The 19,179-nt window shown below is 41.3% G+C and carries 33 protein-coding genes; 32 read left to right on the top strand and 1 reads right to left on the bottom strand.

The window, feature by feature from the left end; all coding sequences use genetic code 11:
* Nucleotides 1–21 precede the first annotated feature (21 nt).
* Complete coding sequence (locus AAEO56_RS14465) at nt 22–1,686, bottom strand: BamA/TamA family outer membrane protein (protein ID WP_341697772.1); 1,665 nt, start codon at nt 1,684–1,686, stop codon at nt 22–24.
* A gap of 182 nt (nt 1,687–1,868) precedes the next feature.
* On the opposite strand from AAEO56_RS14465, the gene rpsL reads away from it, so the two are divergent.
* The 32 genes from rpsL to rplQ all read left to right on the top strand — a co-directional run bounded on the left by rpsL (nt 1,869) and on the right by rplQ (nt 19,111).
* The gene (gene rpsL, locus AAEO56_RS14460) at nt 1,869–2,273 is read left to right on the top strand and encodes a 30S ribosomal protein S12 (protein WP_248432887.1); all 405 of its coding nucleotides are present in this window, start codon (nt 1,869–1,871) and stop codon (nt 2,271–2,273) included.
* A 25-nt stretch (nt 2,274–2,298) separates the two neighbouring features.
* Nucleotides 2,299–2,775 (top strand): 30S ribosomal protein S7, encoded by a 477-nt coding sequence (rpsG, locus tag AAEO56_RS14455; protein WP_341697771.1) that lies wholly within the window; start codon nt 2,299–2,301, stop codon nt 2,773–2,775.
* 34 nt (nt 2,776–2,809) lie between these two features.
* Entirely contained in the window at nt 2,810–4,945 is a 2,136-nt protein-coding gene (gene fusA / locus AAEO56_RS14450; protein WP_341697770.1) for an elongation factor G, read from the top strand.
* Between the two features lie 11 nt (nt 4,946–4,956).
* Nucleotides 4,957–5,262 (top strand): 30S ribosomal protein S10, encoded by a 306-nt coding sequence (gene rpsJ / locus AAEO56_RS14445; RefSeq protein WP_128388592.1) that lies wholly within the window; start codon nt 4,957–4,959, stop codon nt 5,260–5,262.
* Nucleotides 5,263–5,496: 234 nt separating this feature from the next.
* Entirely contained in the window at nt 5,497–6,111 is a 615-nt protein-coding gene (gene rplC, locus AAEO56_RS14440) for a 50S ribosomal protein L3 (RefSeq protein ID WP_341697769.1), read from the top strand.
* Nucleotides 6,111–6,740 carry a 50S ribosomal protein L4 gene (gene rplD, locus AAEO56_RS14435; protein ID WP_341697768.1) on the top strand — a complete coding sequence of 210 codons (630 nt, stop codon included), beginning with the start codon at nt 6,111–6,113 and terminating at the stop codon, nt 6,738–6,740. The genes rplC and rplD overlap by 1 nt, the downstream gene beginning before the upstream one ends.
* Nucleotides 6,741–6,746: 6 nt before the next feature.
* Nucleotides 6,747–7,037: a 50S ribosomal protein L23 gene (gene rplW / locus AAEO56_RS14430; RefSeq protein WP_341697767.1), complete on the top strand. Its 291-nt coding sequence runs from the start codon at nt 6,747–6,749 to the stop codon at nt 7,035–7,037.
* Nucleotides 7,038–7,043: 6 nt separating this feature from the next.
* Nucleotides 7,044–7,868, top strand: coding sequence for a 50S ribosomal protein L2 (gene rplB / locus AAEO56_RS14425; RefSeq protein ID WP_341697766.1), 825 nt, complete (start codon nt 7,044–7,046; stop codon nt 7,866–7,868).
* Nucleotides 7,869–7,878: 10 nt separating this feature from the next.
* The gene (gene rpsS / locus AAEO56_RS14420; protein ID WP_014085019.1) at nt 7,879–8,157 is read left to right on the top strand and encodes a 30S ribosomal protein S19; all 279 of its coding nucleotides are present in this window, start codon (nt 7,879–7,881) and stop codon (nt 8,155–8,157) included.
* Nucleotides 8,158–8,162: 5 nt separating this feature from the next.
* Nucleotides 8,163–8,576 carry a 50S ribosomal protein L22 gene (gene rplV / locus AAEO56_RS14415; RefSeq protein WP_341697765.1) on the top strand — a complete coding sequence of 138 codons (414 nt, stop codon included), beginning with the start codon at nt 8,163–8,165 and terminating at the stop codon, nt 8,574–8,576.
* Nucleotides 8,577–8,581: 5 nt separating this feature from the next.
* Nucleotides 8,582–9,355, top strand: a complete 774-nt coding sequence (rpsC, locus tag AAEO56_RS14410) for a 30S ribosomal protein S3 (RefSeq protein WP_341697764.1) — start codon at nt 8,582–8,584, stop codon at nt 9,353–9,355.
* 19 nt (nt 9,356–9,374) lie between these two features.
* Complete coding sequence (gene rplP / locus AAEO56_RS14405) at nt 9,375–9,794, top strand: 50S ribosomal protein L16 (RefSeq protein WP_341697763.1); 420 nt, start codon at nt 9,375–9,377, stop codon at nt 9,792–9,794.
* A gap of 11 nt (nt 9,795–9,805) precedes the next feature.
* Nucleotides 9,806–9,997 (top strand): 50S ribosomal protein L29, encoded by a 192-nt coding sequence (gene rpmC, locus AAEO56_RS14400; protein ID WP_294823745.1) that lies wholly within the window; start codon nt 9,806–9,808, stop codon nt 9,995–9,997.
* A gap of 17 nt (nt 9,998–10,014) precedes the next feature.
* Nucleotides 10,015–10,275 (top strand): 30S ribosomal protein S17, encoded by a 261-nt coding sequence (rpsQ, locus tag AAEO56_RS14395; protein ID WP_341697762.1) that lies wholly within the window; start codon nt 10,015–10,017, stop codon nt 10,273–10,275.
* A 2-nt stretch (nt 10,276–10,277) separates the two neighbouring features.
* Entirely contained in the window at nt 10,278–10,646 is a 369-nt protein-coding gene (gene rplN, locus AAEO56_RS14390; protein WP_007803649.1) for a 50S ribosomal protein L14, read from the top strand.
* Between the two features lie 11 nt (nt 10,647–10,657).
* Complete coding sequence (gene rplX, locus AAEO56_RS14385) at nt 10,658–10,972, top strand: 50S ribosomal protein L24 (protein ID WP_341697761.1); 315 nt, start codon at nt 10,658–10,660, stop codon at nt 10,970–10,972.
* A 2-nt stretch (nt 10,973–10,974) separates the two neighbouring features.
* Nucleotides 10,975–11,526, top strand: a complete 552-nt coding sequence (gene rplE, locus AAEO56_RS14380) for a 50S ribosomal protein L5 (RefSeq protein WP_108776518.1) — start codon at nt 10,975–10,977, stop codon at nt 11,524–11,526.
* A gap of 3 nt (nt 11,527–11,529) precedes the next feature.
* Entirely contained in the window at nt 11,530–11,799 is a 270-nt protein-coding gene (gene rpsN, locus AAEO56_RS14375; protein ID WP_294823755.1) for a 30S ribosomal protein S14, read from the top strand.
* A gap of 70 nt (nt 11,800–11,869) precedes the next feature.
* A complete protein-coding gene (gene rpsH / locus AAEO56_RS14370; protein WP_108776516.1) occupies nt 11,870–12,268 on the top strand; it encodes a 30S ribosomal protein S8 in 399 nt (132 codons plus the stop codon).
* A 17-nt stretch (nt 12,269–12,285) separates the two neighbouring features.
* On the top strand, nt 12,286–12,828 hold the full coding sequence (rplF, locus tag AAEO56_RS14365; protein WP_341697760.1) for a 50S ribosomal protein L6: 543 nt from the start codon (nt 12,286–12,288) through the stop codon (nt 12,826–12,828).
* Between the two features lie 11 nt (nt 12,829–12,839).
* Nucleotides 12,840–13,190 (top strand): 50S ribosomal protein L18, encoded by a 351-nt coding sequence (gene rplR, locus AAEO56_RS14360; protein ID WP_108776514.1) that lies wholly within the window; start codon nt 12,840–12,842, stop codon nt 13,188–13,190.
* An 8-nt stretch (nt 13,191–13,198) separates the two neighbouring features.
* On the top strand, nt 13,199–13,723 hold the full coding sequence (rpsE, locus tag AAEO56_RS14355) for a 30S ribosomal protein S5 (protein WP_341697759.1): 525 nt from the start codon (nt 13,199–13,201) through the stop codon (nt 13,721–13,723).
* Nucleotides 13,724–13,736: 13 nt separating this feature from the next.
* Nucleotides 13,737–13,919: a 50S ribosomal protein L30 gene (gene rpmD / locus AAEO56_RS14350; RefSeq protein ID WP_099084894.1), complete on the top strand. Its 183-nt coding sequence runs from the start codon at nt 13,737–13,739 to the stop codon at nt 13,917–13,919.
* A 12-nt stretch (nt 13,920–13,931) separates the two neighbouring features.
* A complete protein-coding gene (rplO, locus tag AAEO56_RS14345; RefSeq protein ID WP_108776512.1) occupies nt 13,932–14,384 on the top strand; it encodes a 50S ribosomal protein L15 in 453 nt (150 codons plus the stop codon).
* A gap of 12 nt (nt 14,385–14,396) precedes the next feature.
* A complete protein-coding gene (gene secY, locus AAEO56_RS14340) occupies nt 14,397–15,740 on the top strand; it encodes a preprotein translocase subunit SecY (RefSeq protein ID WP_341697758.1) in 1,344 nt (447 codons plus the stop codon).
* 8 nt (nt 15,741–15,748) lie between these two features.
* A complete protein-coding gene (gene infA / locus AAEO56_RS14335; protein WP_007136545.1) occupies nt 15,749–15,964 on the top strand; it encodes a translation initiation factor IF-1 in 216 nt (71 codons plus the stop codon).
* A 13-nt stretch (nt 15,965–15,977) separates the two neighbouring features.
* A complete protein-coding gene (gene ykgO / locus AAEO56_RS14330) occupies nt 15,978–16,094 on the top strand; it encodes a type B 50S ribosomal protein L36 (RefSeq protein WP_073370549.1) in 117 nt (38 codons plus the stop codon).
* Nucleotides 16,095–16,096: 2 nt separating this feature from the next.
* A complete protein-coding gene (gene rpsM / locus AAEO56_RS14325; RefSeq protein ID WP_341697757.1) occupies nt 16,097–16,471 on the top strand; it encodes a 30S ribosomal protein S13 in 375 nt (124 codons plus the stop codon).
* A gap of 8 nt (nt 16,472–16,479) precedes the next feature.
* Nucleotides 16,480–16,863 carry a 30S ribosomal protein S11 gene (gene rpsK / locus AAEO56_RS14320; RefSeq protein ID WP_108776509.1) on the top strand — a complete coding sequence of 128 codons (384 nt, stop codon included), beginning with the start codon at nt 16,480–16,482 and terminating at the stop codon, nt 16,861–16,863.
* A gap of 83 nt (nt 16,864–16,946) precedes the next feature.
* Nucleotides 16,947–17,552, top strand: a complete 606-nt coding sequence (gene rpsD, locus AAEO56_RS14315; protein ID WP_341697756.1) for a 30S ribosomal protein S4 — start codon at nt 16,947–16,949, stop codon at nt 17,550–17,552.
* A gap of 20 nt (nt 17,553–17,572) precedes the next feature.
* Entirely contained in the window at nt 17,573–18,565 is a 993-nt protein-coding gene (locus tag AAEO56_RS14310) for a DNA-directed RNA polymerase subunit alpha (RefSeq protein WP_108776507.1), read from the top strand.
* Between the two features lie 33 nt (nt 18,566–18,598).
* On the top strand, nt 18,599–19,111 hold the full coding sequence (gene rplQ, locus AAEO56_RS14305) for a 50S ribosomal protein L17 (RefSeq protein ID WP_341697755.1): 513 nt from the start codon (nt 18,599–18,601) through the stop codon (nt 19,109–19,111).
* The last annotated feature ends 68 nt before the right edge of the window (nt 19,112–19,179 follow it).

Raw genomic sequence — 19,179 nt, 5'->3', positions numbered from 1 at the left:
GTTTTTGTGTAGGAGTAAATGTTAAAAAGTTGTTTTAAAGCTAATGTGTACAATCGAATTTGATAGCTTTATTTGTTGGTTTTCAGTGCTGCCATTAGCATAAATAATATTAAAAAGGCCGGTTTTTGTAAATAAGCCAAAACCAAAACCCAGGCCAAGCAGTTTGCCTTCGGCGCCCGAAGCTTTGTCCTGAAAATATCCGTAATCCGTAATAGAGTGCATATACATAGTAGGGGAGAGGGTATATCGGTACTCTGCCATTAGTGCGGTATAGAGGCTGGCCTGCAAACTGTTTTCATTGAAACCCCGGATAGAATTAATGCCTCCAAACCGGTAAAGCTCATTAATTATATAAGTGTTGCTTTTCAGGTACCAGGTGTGGTTCTTAAGGTTGATTATATTTTTTTTATTGAGGTAAATGTTGTGCGATGCATTTATCTGTGCAAAGTATTGGTCGCTGTCTCCGGTTTTGGCATTTCGTTTTCCCAGTCCGCCTTTTAAAAGTAAGGATGTTTTTTCGGGAAAAAGAAAATCATCCACATTAAAGTCGGTAAACTCGTAGCTGGATGTCCAGAAAGCATTACTGTAATCGCTCAGGGTAGCTGTATTGCTATTCTGTATATCTACCGACTGCGTTTTTTGGTGTCCTATATATAATTTTGAATTGTAGCTGAAATAATAACCCACGTTGATGTCAGTCACAGTGTTTTGGAAAGTGCTGTCCTGTTTGAAAATCCTGAGGCTCGCCTTGAGGCCTACCGGAGTTCTGAATAAATAGGGTAATTCTGTAGCAACGTTGAATGTCGTCTGCTTCTGGCCATCGCTTTTCCAGAACAGGTTGAATTTTTCTCCTGAGTTCAGCACATTGTTCAGGTTAAGGTCAAGGTAGCCGTTGAAGATCACGTTGCTTTGCTCGTCGTTAGAAAAGCCTATGAATCCGTCAAAAGTATTCGGCTTTGCTTTTTGTAAATACACATATACTTTAGTAGTGTCCTTTTTAAAGAGTATCTCCGGGTAGCGCACCTGGCTTACGAATCGCAGGGAGTTGAAATCATTATAAACCCGTTGCAGGTTTTCCTGGTTAAATGTTTTTCCTTTGTACTGCTTTGCGATATTTTTGCGAATACCTTCGGGGAATTTCGGATAGCCTTCTATCACGATGTTGTCGAGGGTTCGTTTCTTTTCGGTTTTTACATTCAGGCGGGCTGTGAGGGTATTATTGTTTTTTGTGTAATCTGTCAGCTGGAGAGAGCTGAGGGAGTACCCTTTTCGTTCCAGTGCAGCAATGCTACTGTTCATGAAAGGCTCCACATCGGCCATGGCCATTATTATAGTGTCCTTTGTGATGTCGAGGAGGTCTTTTTCCTCTTTCGGGATATGTCCTGTGTATATATTGATGCTGCTTGTTTTCCGGCCAACAGAAAAAGAATATACAAAGGTGGAATCGTTTACCTTAATATGGGCCAGTTCGCGGTTCTCCAGATAGCCGCTCTTTAGTAAAGTGTTAGATAGCGATGCAGCTTCATCGGCAACCGATTTTGCATTTGTGTGCATCTTGCTGTAAGGGATGGAGTCGATTATTTTGGTTTCCAATATACTGCTGCCTTCTGCTTTCAGGTAAAGGGTTTGTGCTTTTGCCGAAAAAAAAGCGAAGGATACTATATATATTAGGATGAGATTTTTCAATCCGGGATTTGTTAGCTGTAAAAATAACGCAAAAATAACTGAAAAAATATGCGCAGGCGGTTTGTTGCCGAATGGGTTTGAAAATTAATGATTTACAATTTGTTTTGTAAATTTTAATTTCTACATTTGCAACCCCGTAAAAAGCGGGATTTTTAATCAAAAGAAATTTTTAGTATTTAATTATGCCAACAATTCAACAATTAGTAAGAACAGGGAGAGCCCAGATAACTAAGAAGAGTAAATCGGCTGCTTTAGATTCTTGTCCTCAAAGAAGGGGCGTTTGTACACGTGTGTACACCACAACACCAAAAAAACCAAACTCTGCGATGCGTAAAGTTGCGAGGGTACGTTTGACTAATGGTAATGAGGTGAATGCGTACATTCCCGGAGAAGGACACAATCTTCAAGAGCACTCGATAGTATTAGTTAGAGGCGGAAGGGTAAAAGATTTACCAGGAGTAAGGTATCACATCGTTCGTGGTGCTTTGGATACTGCAGGTGTAGCCGGAAGGACACAACGCAGGTCTAAGTACGGAGCAAAACGACCTAAGCCAGGGCAGGCAGCTGCACCCGCAAAGAAAAAGTAATTTTAAAAACGTTTAAGAAAAAGACATGAGAAAAAGACAGGCCAAAAAAAGACCTCTTTTACCAGATCCAAGGTTTAATGACCAATTAGTTACACGTTTTGTAAATAACTTAATGTGGGATGGTAAAAAATCAACCGCTTTCAAAGTATTCTATGATGCTATTGATATCGTAGAAGCTAAAAAGCAAGATGCTGAAAAATCATCGCTTGAAACATGGAAAGATGCATTGACTAACGTTATGCCGCACGTAGAAGTACGTAGCCGCAGGGTGGGCGGTGCTACATTTCAGATACCAATGCAGATCCGTCCGGACAGGAAGATCTCTATGGCGATGAAATGGATGATACTTTATGCAAGAAGAAGAAACGAGAAATCTATGGCTCAAAGGCTTGCTTCTGAAATTTTAGCTGCTGCTAAAGAAGAAGGAGCTGCTGTTAAAAAGAGGATGGATACTCATAAAATGGCAGAGGCGAATAAAGCATTCTCTCACTTTAGGTTTTAATTCATAATCATAAAGAAAAAGAAAAACATTTAAAATGGCAAGAGACTTAAAATATACAAGAAACATTGGTATTGCTGCCCACATTGATGCGGGTAAGACAACAACTACCGAGCGTATCCTTTTCTATACGGGTAAATCCCACAAGATAGGTGAGGTACACGATGGAGCAGCAACCATGGACTGGATGGCGCAGGAGCAGGAGAGGGGTATTACCATCACCTCTGCGGCAACTACCTGTACATGGAGCTTCCCTACGGACCAGGGTAAAACTACCTCTGATTCTAAGGATTACCATTTCAATATTATCGATACTCCGGGACACGTTGACTTTACCGTTGAGGTAAACCGTTCCCTAAGGGTACTTGATGGCCTTGTGTTCCTTTTCAGTGCTGTTGACGGTGTTGAGCCGCAGTCTGAAACGAACTGGAGGCTTGCTGATAACTACAAAGTGCCGCGTATGGGCTTTGTGAATAAAATGGACCGTCAGGGATCTAACTTCCTTATGGTTTGCCAGCAGGTAAAAGACATGCTTAAGTCAAACGCCGTGCCTATCGTACTTCCGATCGGTGACGAGGCTGACTTTAGGGGTGTTGTAGACCTTATCAAAAACCAGGCAATCATATGGCATGACGAAACTCAGGGCGCTACATTCGATATCGTTCCTATCCCTGAAGATATGAAAGAAGAGGCTCACCAATACAGGGCACAGCTTATCGAAGAAGTTGCTGCTTATGATGAGAACCTTCTTGAGAAATTCATGGAAGATGAAGATTCTATTACCGAAGACGAAATTAATGAAGCGCTTAGGAAAGCTGCCATCGATATGGCTATTATTCCAATGCTTTGTGGTTCTTCTTTTAAAAATAAAGGTGTTCAGTTCATGCTTGACGCGGTTTGTAAATTCCTTCCTTCTCCAATGGACAAAGAAGCTATCGAAGGTACAAACCCTGATACAGATGAGCCTGTTACACGTAAGCCATCGGTTACTGAGCCGTTCGCGGCACTTGCTTTCAAGATCGCTACTGACCCTTACGTAGGACGCCTTGCGTTCTTCAGGGCTTATTCAGGCCGCCTTGATGCAGGTTCTTACATCCTTAACAATCGTTCAGGTAATAAAGAGCGTATCTCGCGTATCTACCAGATGCACGCTAACAAGCAAAACCCTATCGAGTACATCGAGGCAGGTGATATTGGTGCAGCTGTAGGTTTTAAAGATATCAAGACAGGGGATACCCTTTCTGATGAGAAACACCCGATAGTGCTTGAAAGTATGAACTTCCCTGATCCGGTAATCGGTATCGCAGTTGAGCCTAAAACTAAGGCCGACGTTGATAAAATGGGTATGGCTTTGGCTAAACTTGCTGAAGAAGACCCAACGTTTACTGTCAGGACTGACCATGCTTCAGGACAAACGATCATCTCAGGTATGGGTGAGCTTCACCTTGACATCCTTGTAGACCGTCTTAAACGTGAGTTTAAGGTAGAGGTTAATCAGGGTGAGCCTCAGGTAGAGTACAAAGAAGCTATCACACGTGTGGCACAGCACAGGGAAACTTATAAAAAGCAATCCGGTGGTCGTGGTAAATTTGGTGATATCGTATTCCGCCTAGGGCCAGCAGACGAAGTTGAAGGAAAAGTTCCAATGGGGCTTCAGTTCGTTAACGAAGTTAAAGGTGGTAACATCCCTAAAGAGTTTATCCCGGCTATCGAAAAAGGCTTCAGAGAAGCTATGAAGCAGGGTCCTCTTGCAGGTTATGAAATGGACAGTATGAAGGTTGTACTTCTTGACGGTTCATTCCACCCGGTTGACTCGGATGCACTTTCTTTCGAACTTGCAGCCAAAATGGGTTACAAAGAAGCTGCTAAAGCTGCCGGCGCTGTTATCCTTGAGCCAATCATGAAACTTGAGGCGCTTACACCGGAAGAGAACATGGGTGATATCGTGGGTGACCTTAACCGTCGTCGCGGACAGATCAATAACATGGACGACAGGGCAGGTTCTAAAGTAGTTAAAGCCAGTGTGCCTCTTTCTGAGATGTTCGGCTATGTAACTACCCTAAGGACACTATCTTCAGGACGTGCTACTTCTACAATGGAGTTCTCTCACTATGCTGAGACGCCAAACAACATTGCGGACGAGGTTATTAAAAAAGCAAAAGGTAACGCTTAATTAAAAAGAAAATGAGTCAAAAAATCAGAATAAAATTAAAATCATACGATCACAGCCTTGTTGACAAGTCAGCCGAGAAGATCGTTAAGACTGTAAAAAGTACAGGCGCAGTGGTAACAGGTCCAATCCCGTTGCCTACCCACAAAAAGATTTTTACCGTACTGCGTTCTCCGCACGTAAACAAAAAATCAAGGGAGCAGTTCCAGGTAAGCTCTTACAAAAGGCTTCTTGATATTTACAGTTCTTCTTCTAAAACTATCGATGCTCTAATGAAACTGGAGCTTCCTAGTGGTGTGGAAGTTGAGATCAAAGTGTGATAAATCATACAAAAGATAAATGGAGCCCCGACTGGTGTCGGGGCTTTTTTTATAAAATAGCGGCGTAAAGCGTTATGTGTTATGTAATAAATTTATTTTCTTGATGTTATGTGCAAAAAACTTACAAAAAACTATTTGTAAAGTGTTGTGTATACCAAAAAGATAATTAACTTTGCGCCCTCTTAAGGGAGCAGTATGCGCTGTTCTCAATTTATTAATTTATAAAAGTTTAATATGTCTGGGTTAATTGGTAGAAAGATCGGCATGACCAGTATTTTCGACGAGAACGGGAAAAACATCCCTTGTACCGTAATCGAAGCTGGCCCATGCGTTGTTACCCAAGTCAGAACCAACGAGGTTGACGGGTATGAAGCGTTGCAACTTGGTTTCGATGACAAAGCAGAAAGACATGCTACTAAAGCGGCTCTTGGCCACTTTAAGAAAGCAGGTACTGTTGCGAAGAAAAAAGTCGTTGAATTCCAATTTGAGAATGAGCACAAGTTAGGCGATGTCCTTACTGTAGATGTTTTCGCTGAAGGCGAATTCGTAGATGTACAGGGTGTGTCTAAAGGTAAAGGTTTCCAGGGTGTTGTAAAACGTCACGGTTTTGGTGGTGTTGGACAGGCTACTCACGGTCAGCACAACCGTCTTAGGGCGCCGGGTTCTGTTGGAGCATCATCATATCCTTCACGTGTATTCAAAGGGATGCGCATGGCAGGAAGAACAGGAGGAGACAATGTAACAGTACAAAACCTTAGAGTTTTAAAAGTAGTGGCTGATAAGAACCTGCTTGTGATAAAAGGGGCGATCCCTGGACACAAAAACTCTTATGTAATCATTCAGAAGTAATGGAAGTAAAAGTATTAGATATCAACGGAAAAGAAACTGGCAGGACGATCACTCTTTCTGATTCAGTATTCGCAATTGAGCCTAATAAGCATGCTGTATACCTGGACGTTAAGCAATATCTTGCTAACCAAAGGCAGGGAACCCACAAAGCTAAAGAAAGAGCTGAGGTAACTGGAAGTACACGCAAGATCAAAAAGCAAAAAGGAACCGGTACAGCCCGTGCGGGTAGTATTAAGAACCCTTTGTTTAAAGGTGGAGGTACAATTTTCGGCCCAAGGCCAAGAAGCTATTCCTTCAAGCTTAATAAAAACCTTAAGCGTTTAGCAAGGAAATCAGCCTTCACAATGAAAGCTCAGGAGTCAAATCTTACTGTAATTGAGAACTTCGAATTCGACGCTCCAAGCACTAAGAATTTCCTTAACTTTTTGAAAGCTTTAGGGTTAGAGAACAAAAAATCTTTAATTGTGTTGGGTGATACAAATAAAAATGTATATTTGTCGTCACGCAATTTAAAGGCTTCTAATGTTGTAACTACTTCAGAGTTAAATACTTATGCGATTTTAAACGCAAATAATTTAGTTCTTTTGGAAGGTGCTTTAGAAGGAATTGAGGAAAATTTAAGCAAATAACAGGCCATGAGTATCATAATTAAACCTATCGTAACTGAAAAAATTACCAAAGACGGAGAAGTTTTCAACCGTTTTGGTTTTGTGGTTAGCAAAAAAGCAAACAAAATCCAGATCAAAAATGCGGTTGAAGCTGCATACGGAGTTGCTGTTGTTAACGTAAACACAATGAATTACAGGGCTGATAGATCGGTTAAGTACACTAAGAGTGGCTTGATCTCAGGAAAGACAAATGCTTACAAAAAAGCAATTGTACAAGTACAGGAAGGTGAAACAATAGATTTTTATAATAATATCTAATAGAAAATGTCAGTTAGAAAATTAAAACCTATTACCCCGGGTCAGCGTTTTAGAGTTGTAAATAGCTTTGACACTATTACAACTGATAAGCCGGAGCGTTCATTGATCGCACCGAAAAAAAACTCAGGCGGTAGAAATAGTCAAGGAAAAATGACCATGCGTTATACAGGCGGTGGTCACAAGCAAAGGTATCGTATGATCGATTTCAAAAGAACTAAAGTGGGTGTTCCTGCTACAGTTAAGACAATCGAATACGATCCGAACCGTTCAGCATTTATATCACTATTGTATTATGCTGATGGTGAGAAAACATACGTCATTGCACAAAATGGGCTTCAGGTAGGCCAGGTTGTTACTTCAGGTGCTGATGCACAGCCTGAAATTGGTAACGCTTTACCCCTAAGCAAAATTCCTCTAGGAACTGTTATATCTTGTATTGAGCTACGTCCGGGACAAGGAGCTGTTATTGCTCGTAGTGCCGGTACTTTTGCACAGCTAATGGCAAGGGACGGAAAATATGCTACCATCAAAATGCCTTCAGGCGAGACAAGGTTGATCCTTCTTACCTGTACTGCTACGATTGGTGCAGTTTCCAACTCTGACCACCAGTTGATCGTTTCCGGTAAAGCCGGTAGGTCACGTTGGTTAGGCAGAAGGCCGAGGACAAGACCAGTAGCGATGAACCCTGTTGATCACCCAATGGGTGGTGGTGAAGGACGCTCTTCAGGAGGTCACCCACGTTCAAGGAAGGGTATCCCGGCTAAAGGTTACAGGACTCGTTCTAAAGTTAACCCGAGTAATAAGTATATCGTAGAACGTAGAAAGAAATAATAAGTAAGATATGGCACGTTCATTAAAGAAAGGACCTTTCGTTCACTATAAGTTGGATAAGAAAGTTCAGGAAAATATCGAGAAAGGTAACAAAGGAGTAGTTAAGACATGGTCTCGCGCTTCTATGATTACCCCGGATTTTGTTGGGCAGACTATCGCAGTACACAACGGTCGTCAATTCGTACCGGTTTACGTTACAGAGAATATGGTAGGTCATAAATTAGGAGAATTTTCGCCAACGCGCTCTTTCAGGGGCCACGCTGGTGCTAAAAATAAAGGTAAAAAATAATAGCAATGGGAGTTCGTAAAAGAGAAACTGCAGAGGCAAGAAAAGAGGCTAATAAGTCTATTGCTTTTGCTAAGCTAAATAACTGCCCTACTTCACCCCGCAAAATGCGCTTAGTTGCAGACCTTGTAAGGGGCAAAAAGGTAGAATTAGCGCTAAATATATTGAGGTTTAGTTCAAAAGAGGCGTCACGCAAGCTTGAAAAACTGTTGCTATCAGCTATCAATAACTGGCAGCAAAAAAACAGTGAGGAAAGCCTTGAAGAAGCTGGTCTTTTTGTAAAAGAAATCAGGGTAGACGGCGGAATGATGCTAAAAAGGCTTAGGCCTGCACCGCAAGGTCGCGCTCACAGGATAAGGAAACGTTCTAACCACGTAACTATCGTGCTTGGAGCTAAGAATAATAACACACAAAGCAACTAAGAGAAATGGGACAAAAAACAAATCCAATAGGAAATCGCCTTGGTATCATCAGGGGTTGGGATTCTAACTGGTATGGTGGAAATGACTACGGTGACAAGCTTGCCGAAGATCACAAAATCAGGAAATACATCCATGCCCGTTTATCTAAAGCTAGTGTGTCTAAGGTAATCATTGAGAGGACCCTTAAGCTTGTAACCGTTACTATTACTACTGCACGTCCTGGTATCATCATCGGGAAAGGCGGCCAGGAAGTAGACAAGCTAAAAGAAGAACTTAAGAAAATTACTGACAAAGAGGTTCAAATCAACATCTTTGAAATTAAAAGGCCGGAACTTGATGCTTACTTGGTAGGTACAAGTATTGCCCGCCAGATTGAAAGCCGTATTTCTTACAGGAGGGCTATCAAAATGGCTATCGCTGCCGCTATGCGTATGAATGCAGAAGGTGTAAAAGTGATGATCTCAGGCCGTTTGAACGGTGCAGAGATGGCACGTTCGGAAATGTTCAAAGAAGGAAGGATTCCTCTATCAACTTTCAGGGCGGACATTGATTATTCATTGGCTGAAGCTCATACTACTTATGGTAGGATGGGAATCAAAGTATGGATCATGAAAGGTGAGGTTTATGGAAAAAGAGATCTTTCTCCGTTAGTAGGTATGGACAAAAAACAGTCTAAATCTGCAGGATCTCAGGACAGGCCACAAGGCGGAAGACCAGGCGGAAGGCCGGGCGGACGCCCTGATGGTGATAGACCAAACCAACAACGCAAAAGAAAGTAATTAAAAAAACTAGAGAAAAATGTTACAACCTAAAAGAACAAAATACCGCAAGGTACAGAAAGGTAAGATGAAGGGCATTTCCCAGAGGGGACATGAGCTTTCTAACGGTATGTTTGGTATCAAGTCTTTAGATTCGATTTTTATTACTTCCCGCCAGATCGAGGCTGCACGTATCGCTGCAACCCGTTTCATGAAAAGGGAAGGACAGTTGTGGATTAAAATTTTCCCGGACAAGCCGATAACCAAAAAACCTCTTGAGGTACGTATGGGTAAAGGTAAAGGTGCCGTTGAATACTGGGTTGCCGTTGTTAAACCAGGTAAGATAATGTTTGAAGTAGGAGGCGTGCCACTGGCCGTAGCTAAAGAGGCGCTTCGCCTTGCTGCCCAGAAATTGCCTGTGAAAACAAAGTTTGTCATTGCCAGAGATTTTGAAGCATAATCAGAATTATTATGAAACAATCAGAAATAAAAGATCTATCTGCTACTGAGTTGCAAAGCAAACTTGGTGAGTTACAGAAAACATATGCCGACCTAAAATCAGCTCACGCTATTTCTCCAATCGAGAACCCGCTACAGATCAGGACCGTAAGGAGGTCAATCGCAAGGGTAGCCACTGAGCTAACTAAAAGAGAGTTACAATAATTGTATTCTGCCAAAAGATGGAAGAAAAAAGAAACTTAAGAAAAGAGAGAATTGGTGTAGTAACCAGCAACAAAATGGAAAAATCTATTGTTGTATCTCAAACTACAAGGGTAAAACACCCGCTATACGGTAAGTTCGTGTTAAAAACAAAGAAATTTGTTGCACACGACGAAACAAACGACTGTAACATTGGTGATACAGTAAGGATTATGGAAACACGTCCTTTGAGTAAATCAAAATGTTGGAGATTAGTAGAAATCATTGAAAGAGCGAAGTAATTATGGTACAACAGGAATCCAGACTAAAAGTAGCAGATAACACGGGCGCAAAAGAAGTTTTGACCATCCGTGTATTAGGGGGAACGAAACGTCGTTATGCCTCTGTTGGAGATAAAATTGTAGTGTCTATAAAAGACGCAACACCTAACGGTAACGTTAAGAAAGGTGCTGTTTCAACTGCAGTTGTTGTACGTACCAAAAAAGAAGTGAGAAGAGCCGACGGTTCATACATCAGGTTTGACGATAACGCTTGCGTATTGTTGAATGCTGCCGGTGAAATGAGGGGAACTCGTGTTTTTGGTCCTGTAGCAAGGGAACTTCGTGAAAAACAATTCATGAAAATTGTATCATTGGCACCTGAAGTGCTTTAATATTATACAAAATGATAAAGCTAAAGATAAAATCAGGAGATACCGTAAGGGTAATCGCCGGTGACCATAAAGGCACTGAAGGAAAAGTACTTCGTGTCCTTGTAGATAAAAACAAAGCTATCGTTGAGGGTGCTAACATGGTGTCTAAACACACTAAGCCAAGCGCTAAAAACCCGCAGGGTGGTATTGTTAAGAAAGAAGCTCCTATCCATATTTCAAACCTTGCACTTGTAGACCTTAAAACTAAGGAAACTACAAAGACAGGCGTAAGGAAAGAGGGAGATAAGAACGTGAGATTTTCAAAAAAATCTAATCAAGTACTATAGTGATGGCTTATATACCAAGATTAAAACAAGAATATAAGGACAGGGTAATCCCTGCACTTAAAGAAGAATACGGTTACAAAAATGTAATGATGGTTCCAAAACTGGAAAAAATCGTTCTTAGCCGTGGTGTTGGCGCCGCTGTGTCTGATAAGAAACTTATTGACTATGCAGTTGATGAGCTTACTAAAATTACCGGCCAAAAAGCTGTTTCTACCATTTCTAAGAAAGACGTTGCGTCGTTCAAACTAAGGAAAGGTATGCCTATCGGTGCTAAAGTAACCCTTCGTGGCGAAAGGATGTATGAATTTCTTGACAGGCTAGTGACATCTTCACTGCCACGTGTAAGGGATTTTAACGGAATTAAAGCTACAGGTTTCGACGGAAGGGGTAATTATAACCTGGGTGTTACTGAGCAAATCATTTTCCCTGAAATTGATATTGACAAAGTGAACAAAATATCAGGATTAGATATTACCTTTGTAACTTCGGCGCAAACCGATAAAGAAGCAAAGTCACTTTTGACAGAATTAGGTTTACCTTTTAAAAAGAATTAAGTTATGGCTAAAGAATCAATGAAAGCCCGTGAGGTAAAAAGGGCAGCGACGGTAGCAAAGTATGCTGAAAAAAGGAAGGCTCTTCTTGAAGCCGGAGATTATGAAGGCCTGCAAAAGCTTCCTAAAAACGCTTCACCCGTACGTATGCACAACCGTTGTAAACTTACAGGAAGGCCAAGGGGTTATATGCGTCAGTTCGGTATTTCACGTGTAACTTTCCGTGAAATGGCTAACAACGGCCTGATACCGGGAGTTAGAAAAGCCAGCTGGTAAAAAGAGAATTATAAATTGGTTTCAGGTTCGGCCGTAACTGGCCGAAAACCGTAACCGCAAATTAATAAATATGTATACAGATCCAATTGCCGATTTTTTGACAAGGATTAGAAATGCAGTAAGGGCAAACCACAAAGTGGTTGAAATTCCTGCTTCTAACATGAAAAAAGAAATCACAAAGATTTTATTTGACCAGGGATATATCCTTAGTTACAAATTTGATGACAACGCTGTACAAGGCACCATCAAAATAGCCCTTAAGTATGACAAAGATACTAAAGAGTCTGTAATCAAAGATATCCAAAGAATTAGTAAACCGGGTTTACGTAAATACGCAGGCGCTTCAAACCTTCCAAGGATCCTTAACGGATTGGGTATTGCAATCGTTTCTACATCAAAAGGACTGATGACAGGAAAACAGGCAAAACAGCAGAATGTAGGTGGTGAGGTAATCTGCTACGTATACTAATAAATAAAACTTATACGATGTCAAGAATAGGTAAAAATCCAGTTGCAATACCAGCCGGCGTAACTGTAGAGGTTAACGGTAATGTTGTTACGGTAAAAGGAAAAAAAGGCCAGCTTACACAAGAATTTACAGATGTTACTGTAAAACTTGAAGAAGGCCAGGTTATAGTTGAAAGATCTTCGGACCACAAGGACGAAAGGTCTAAACACGGTTTATACAGGGCGCTTATCAACAACATGATTGTTGGTGTGTCTGACGGCTTTACTAAAGAGCTTGAACTGGTAGGCGTTGGTTACAGGGCTTCAAACCAGGGACAGAAATTAGATATAGCACTTGGTTTCTCTCACAATATCGTTCTTGAAGTTGTGTCTGAAGTTACTGTTGAAACTGTATCAGAGAAAGGTAAAAACCCTATCATTAAATTAGCTTCGCACGACAAACAACTTTTAGGGCAGGTAGCGGCCAAGATCCGTTCTTTCCGCAAGCCTGAGCCTTACAAAGGAAAAGGAGTTAAATTTGTAGGTGAGGTATTGAGAAGAAAAGCAGGTAAATCAGCTTAAAAATCTAAGACATGTCATTAAACAAATCTGAAAGAAGACAAAGAATTAAGTTCAGGATCAGAAAGATTGTAAGCGGAACTGCTGCTATGCCAAGACTTTCTGTGTTCAGGAGCAATAAAGAGATCTATGCGCAAATCATAGATGATGTAAACGGTGTAACTTTGGCTGCTGCCTCTTCAAGAGACAAAGGCATAACAAAGGGTACTAACATAGAAACTGCTGCAGCTGTTGGAAAAGCAATTGCAGAAGCGGCTCTTAAAGCCGGTATTGATACCATCGCTTTCGACAGGGGTGGGTACCTTTACCACGGACGTGTAAAATCATTAGCGGAAGGCGCAAGAGAAGCCGGACTTAAATTCTAAGAGAAATTATGTATCATAGTTATAAAAACGTAGAACTAGTAAAACCAAGCGGCCTTGAACTTAAGGATCGCCTGGTTGCTGTAAATCGTGTTACTAAAGTTACAAAAGGTGGTAGGGCTTTCGGCTTTTCTGCAATTGTAGTTGTAGGTGACGAGAATGGTGTTGTGGGTCACGGACTTGGTAAATCTAAAGATGTATCTGAAGCTATTGCAAAAGCAGTGGAAGATGCTAAAAAGAACCTTGTTAAGATCCCTCTGTCAGGACAATCAGTTCCACATGAGCAAAAAGGTAAATTTGGTGGTGCACGCGTACTGCTAATGCCGGCTTCTCACGGTACCGGTGTAATTGCCGGTGGTGCTGTACGTTCGGTTCTTGAATCGGTAGGTATTCACGACGTACTATCAAAATCACAGGGTTCATCAAACCCTCACAATGTTGTTAAAGCTACTTTTGACGCTTTACTTCAAATGAGGAGCGCTGCCACTGTTGCAAAACAAAGGGGTGTTTCATTAGAAAAAGTATTCAAAGGTTAATTCTGAGGAAATCATGGGAAAAATAAAAGTAAAACAAGTTAAGAGTAAAATCAACTGTCCGCAAACACAAAAGCTTACGCTTGAGTCATTAGGCCTTCGTAAACTTGGACAGGTTGTTGAGCATGATGCGACTCCAGCTATCCTTGGAATGGTAAACAAAGTTAAACACTTGGTTTCTGTAGAAGAAATCAACTAACAAAATACACTCATGGATTTAAGTAACTTACAACCTGCAGAAGGTTCAGTTCACAATAAAAACAAAAGGGTAGGCCGTGGTGAAGGCTCAGGCAAAGGCGGTACTTCCGCACGTGGCCACAAAGGAGCGAAATCACGTTCAGGTTACTCTAAAAAGATTGGTTTTGAAGGTGGTCAGATGCCTTTACAGCGTCGTGTTCCTAAGTTTGGTTTCAAAAACATCAACCGTAAGGAATATGAAGGTGTAAACCTTGACACGCTTCAGGCTCTTGTTGACAACGGAATTGTTACCGATACTGTAGATTTTGCAGTAATGGTAGAAAACCGCCTGGCTACAAAAAATGAAATGGTAAAGATATTAGGAAGAGGAGAGCTTAAGGCAAAACTAAAAGTAACTGCTCACAAATTTACTGCAACTGCTAAAGCGGCTATCGAAGCTGCCGGTGGTGAAGCAGTAACTTTATAATCCTATTTTCTTATGAAGAAATTTTTCGAAGCGTTTGCCAATGTCTGGAAGATCGAGGAACTAAAAAACAGAATTTTAGTTACTTTAGGATTGTTGCTTGTGTACCGTTTTGGCGCACACGTAACATTACCGGGTATTGATGCTACACAACTAAACAGTTTGACAAATCAGACCCAGGGTGGTATTGGCTGGCTTATCGATGTATTTACAGGTGGCGCGTTTTCGCAGGCATCTGTATTTGCATTGGGTATCATGCCTTACATTTCTGCTTCAATCGTTGTTCAGCTAATGGGTATCGCGGTACCTTATCTGCAAAAACTTCAGAAAGAAGGAGAAAGCGGCAGGAAAAAGCTAAACCAGATTACAAGGTGGCTTACTATCCTTATTACGCTGGTTCAGGGTCCGGGTTATATCTACAACCTTTACAGGACACTGCCGCCGGGAGCATTCTTATTGCCTTCCAGTTCTTTTGCCTTCCTTTTCTCTTCTGTAGTAATACTTACAACAGGTACCATTTTCGCAATGTGGCTTGGAGAGAAAATTACAGATAAAGGTATTGGTAATGGTATATCCCTCTTGATCCTTGTTGGGATCATCGCAAGGATGCCGCAGGCGTTTATCCAGGAGTTTACTTCTGTGGTAACCAAAAACAATGGCGGGCCTTTGCAGTTGCTTCTTGAAATTGTTGCATGGCTTCTCGTAATTATTGCTTGTATCATGATGATCATGGCAGTAAGGAAAATTCCTGTACAATATGCAAGGCGTACAACTTCGGGCGATTTTGAGCAGGACATGATGGGTGGTAACAGGCAGTGGATTCCGTTGAAGCTTAATGCTTCGGGAGTTATGCCGATCATCTTTGCCCAGGCCATTATGTTTATACCTGCCGCATTGGCAGGGTTATCGAAGTCTGAAACCGCCACAACCATCACTTCGCAATTCCAGAATGTGTTCGGTTTGGCCTATAACGTGGTTTTTGCTTTATTAATTATAATTTTTACGTACTTTTACACCGCGATTACGGTGCCTACTAACAAAATGGCAGACGACCTTAAGAGGAGCGGGGGCTTTATACCAGGCGTTAGGCCGGGTGTTGAGACCGGCGATTACCTCGACAGGATCATGTCATTGATTACTTTACCCGGAGCGATATTCTTAGCTTTCCTTGCCGTGTTCCCGGCAGTGGTAAGTAACTTTGGGGTTCAGCAGCAGTGGGCATTATTCTATGGCGGTACATCACTGTTAATTATGGTCGGGGTTGCGATCGATACCATTCAGCAAATAAATTCTTATCTGTTGAACAGGCATTATGACGGATTGATGAAGAGTGGTAAGAATAGAAAAGCAGTAGCTTAACAATTTTTATGGCAAAACAATCAGCAATAGAACAAGACGGATCGATCATTGAGGCATTGTCCAATGCGATGTTCCGTGTTGAATTAGAAAACGGTCACATTGTGATTGCTCACATTTCAGGAAAGATGCGTATGCACTACATCAAATTGCTTCCGGGCGACAAGGTGAAACTGGAAATGAGCCCTTACGATTTATCCAAAGCAAGAATTACTTATAGATACTAATAGGCTATTAAACATGAAAGTAAGAGCATCAGTTAAGAAAAGAAGTGCCGAGTGCAAAATTGTGCGCAGGAAAGGCAGATTATATGTTATTAACAAAAAGAATCCTAGATTTAAACAAAGACAAGGATAATTATGGCAAGAATTGCAGGGGTAGACATACCTAAAAACAAAAGAGGAGTTATTGCTTTAACGTATATCTTCGGTATCGGTAACAGCAGGGCTAAAGAGATTTTAGAGAAAGCTAAAGTTAGCGAAGATACTAAAGTACAGGACTGGAATGATGATGAGATCAGCGCCATCCGTGAGGCTGTTTCTTATTTCAAGATCGAAGGTGAGCTTCGCTCAGAAGTATCCTTGAACATTAAACGTTTGATGGACATCGGTTGTTATAGGGGTATCCGCCACAGGGCAGGTCTTCCGCTTAGGGGACAACGCACTAAAAACAACTCCAGGACTAGAAAAGGTAAGAGAAAAACTGTTGCTAACAAGAAAAAAGCAACTAAATAATAAGTAGTATGGCTAAAGCAAGTACAAAAAAACGTAAAGTTATTGTAGAGTCGACAGGCGAAGCACATATTAGCGCGACTTTTAATAACATCATCATTTCCTTGACTAACAAGAAAGGTGAAGTTATTTCATGGTCATCTGCAGGTAAGATGGGCTTCAGGGGTTCTAAAAAGAACACCCCGTATGCAGCTCAGATGGCAGCAGAAGACTGTAGCAAAGTTGCTCTTGAGGCTGGCCTTAAGAAGGTGAAAGTTTACGTTAAAGGCCCGGGTAACGGACGTGAGTCTGCTATCAGGTCCCTACATAATGGAGGAATCGAAGTTACAGAGATCATAGACGTAACGCCTATGCCGCACAACGGCTGCCGCCCTCCGAAAAGAAGAAGAGTTTAATTTATAGTATAATTCGAACAGGAATACGGATCATCGGAGGATGTGACCTGAATTCATGATTCCCTGTTTTTTAATTTTTTAAAATGGCAAGATATACTGGTCCACAAACAAAAATCGCCCGTAAATTCGGCGAGGCGATCTTCGGAGACGATAAAGCCTTCGATAAAAGAAATTACCCTCCGGGACAACATGGTTTGGCCAAAAAGAGAGGTAAAAAGTCTGAGTATGCTGTACAGCTAATGGAAAAGCAAAAAGCGAAGTACACTTACGGTATCCTTGAAAAACAATTCAGGAACCTGTATGAAAAAGCAGCAGCATCCAAAGGTGTAACAGGCGAGATCCTTTTACAACTTTGTGAAGCAAGGCTTGATAACGTTGTCTACAGGATGGGCATTGCACCTTCAAGAAGGGCAGCAAGGCAAATCGTTTCTCACAGGCACGTTACCGTAAACGGCGAATTGGTAAACATTCCTTCTTACCACCTGAAAGCCGGCGATAAAGTAGCAGTTCGCGAAAAATCGAAATCTCTTGATACAATAGAGCGTTCTTTATCAAATTCTGCTCGTGTATACGAGTGGATCACATGGAACAACGATACCAAAGAAGGTACTTTCGTTTCTGTACCTGCAAGGCTGCAGATTCCGGAAAACATCAAAGAACAACTAATCGTTGAGTTGTATAACAAATAATAATTGACATTAGTCGAAATATGGCAATATTTAATTTTCAGAAGCCCGATAAAGTTATAATGATCGATTCTACCGATTTCCAGGGGAAATTTGAATTCAGACCTTTGGAACCGGGATACGGATTGACTGTTGGTAACGCACTTAGAAGAGTTTTGCTTTCTTCACTGGAAGGTTACGCAATTACTTCAGTTCGCATTGAAGGAGTTGACCATGAATTTTCCACAATACCTGGGGTTGTTGAAGATGTTACAGAAATAATCCTGAACCTGAAACAGGTTCGTTTTAAACGCCAGATCGAGGATATTGACAACGAGTCTGTATCTGTATCTTTTACAGGAAAAGACCAGCTTACTGCCGGCGATTTCCAAAAGTACATTTCAGGTTTCCAGGTGTTGAATCCGGATCTTGTTATCTTTAACATGGACAGCAAAATAAACATAAACCTTGAGCTTACCATCGAGAAAGGCAGGGGATATGTTCCGGCTGAAGAGAATAAAAAGCAAAACGCTGCTATAGGTACTATTTTTACAGATTCTATCTTTACCCCGGTAAAGAATGTAAAATATACTATAGAGAACTTCCGTGTTGAGCAGAAAACCGACTACGAAAAACTGGTTTTTGAAATCATCACTGACGGATCTATACATCCTAAAGAAGCGCTTACTGAGGCAGCAAAAACACTGATACACCACTTTATGCTGTTCTCTGATGAAAGAATTACACTTGAGGCCGATGAAATAGCACAAACAGAATCGTATGACGAAGAGTCATTGCACATGAGGCAGCTTCTTAAAACCAAGCTTGTTGATATGGACCTTTCTGTTAGGGCGCTTAATTGTTTGAAAGCGGCTGAAGTTGATACTTTGGGTGACCTTGTATCGTTCAACAAAAATGACTTAATGAAATTCCGTAACTTCGGTAAAAAGTCGCTAACTGAGCTTGATGAGCTTGTAGCGTCTAAAAACCTGCACTTCGGCATGGATTTGACGAAATACAAATTAGATAAAGAATAATCCGGACCTTTTTAGGTTTACATTACTACAGAGATGAGACACGGAAAAAAGAATAATCACTTAAGCAGGCAGACCGGGCATAGGAAATCTATGCTTGCTAACATGGCCTGTTCACTTATAGAGCACAAGCGTATCAATACGACTGTGGCTAAAGCAAAAGCGCTTAAGCAGTTTGTTGAGCCTTTGATCACAAAATCTAAAGAAGACACTACCCACAACAGGCGTATTGTGTTTGCTTACCTTCGCAACAAATATGGCGTTACTGAACTTTTCAGGGAAGTAGCTGCTAAAGTTGGCGATCGTCCGGGAGGATATACCCGTATCATTAAGCTTGGCAACCGTCTTGGTGACAACGCTGATATGGCAATGATCGAACTGGTAGACTTTAACGAACTGTACAACGCTACAGCAAAAGAAGCTAAGAAAACTACACGTCGTAGCCGTACTGCTAAAAAAGCAGACGCTACTGCACCGGTTGCCGAGGCTCCTGCTTCTAAAGAAGCTCCGGCTGTTGATACAGACGAAAACAAAGAAGCTACTGAATAATCATGAACAAATGATTTTCAAATATCAAAAAAGGATAAACTATTTAGTTTGTCCTTTTTTTTTGGCTT

This window comes from Flavobacterium arundinis, assembly GCF_038289855.1.
GTDB classification, from domain to species: domain Bacteria; phylum Bacteroidota; class Bacteroidia; order Flavobacteriales; family Flavobacteriaceae; genus Flavobacterium; species Flavobacterium arundinis.
Note: the sequence above shows the minus strand (reverse complement) of the source record. Positions and strands in the feature narration are given on the sequence as shown.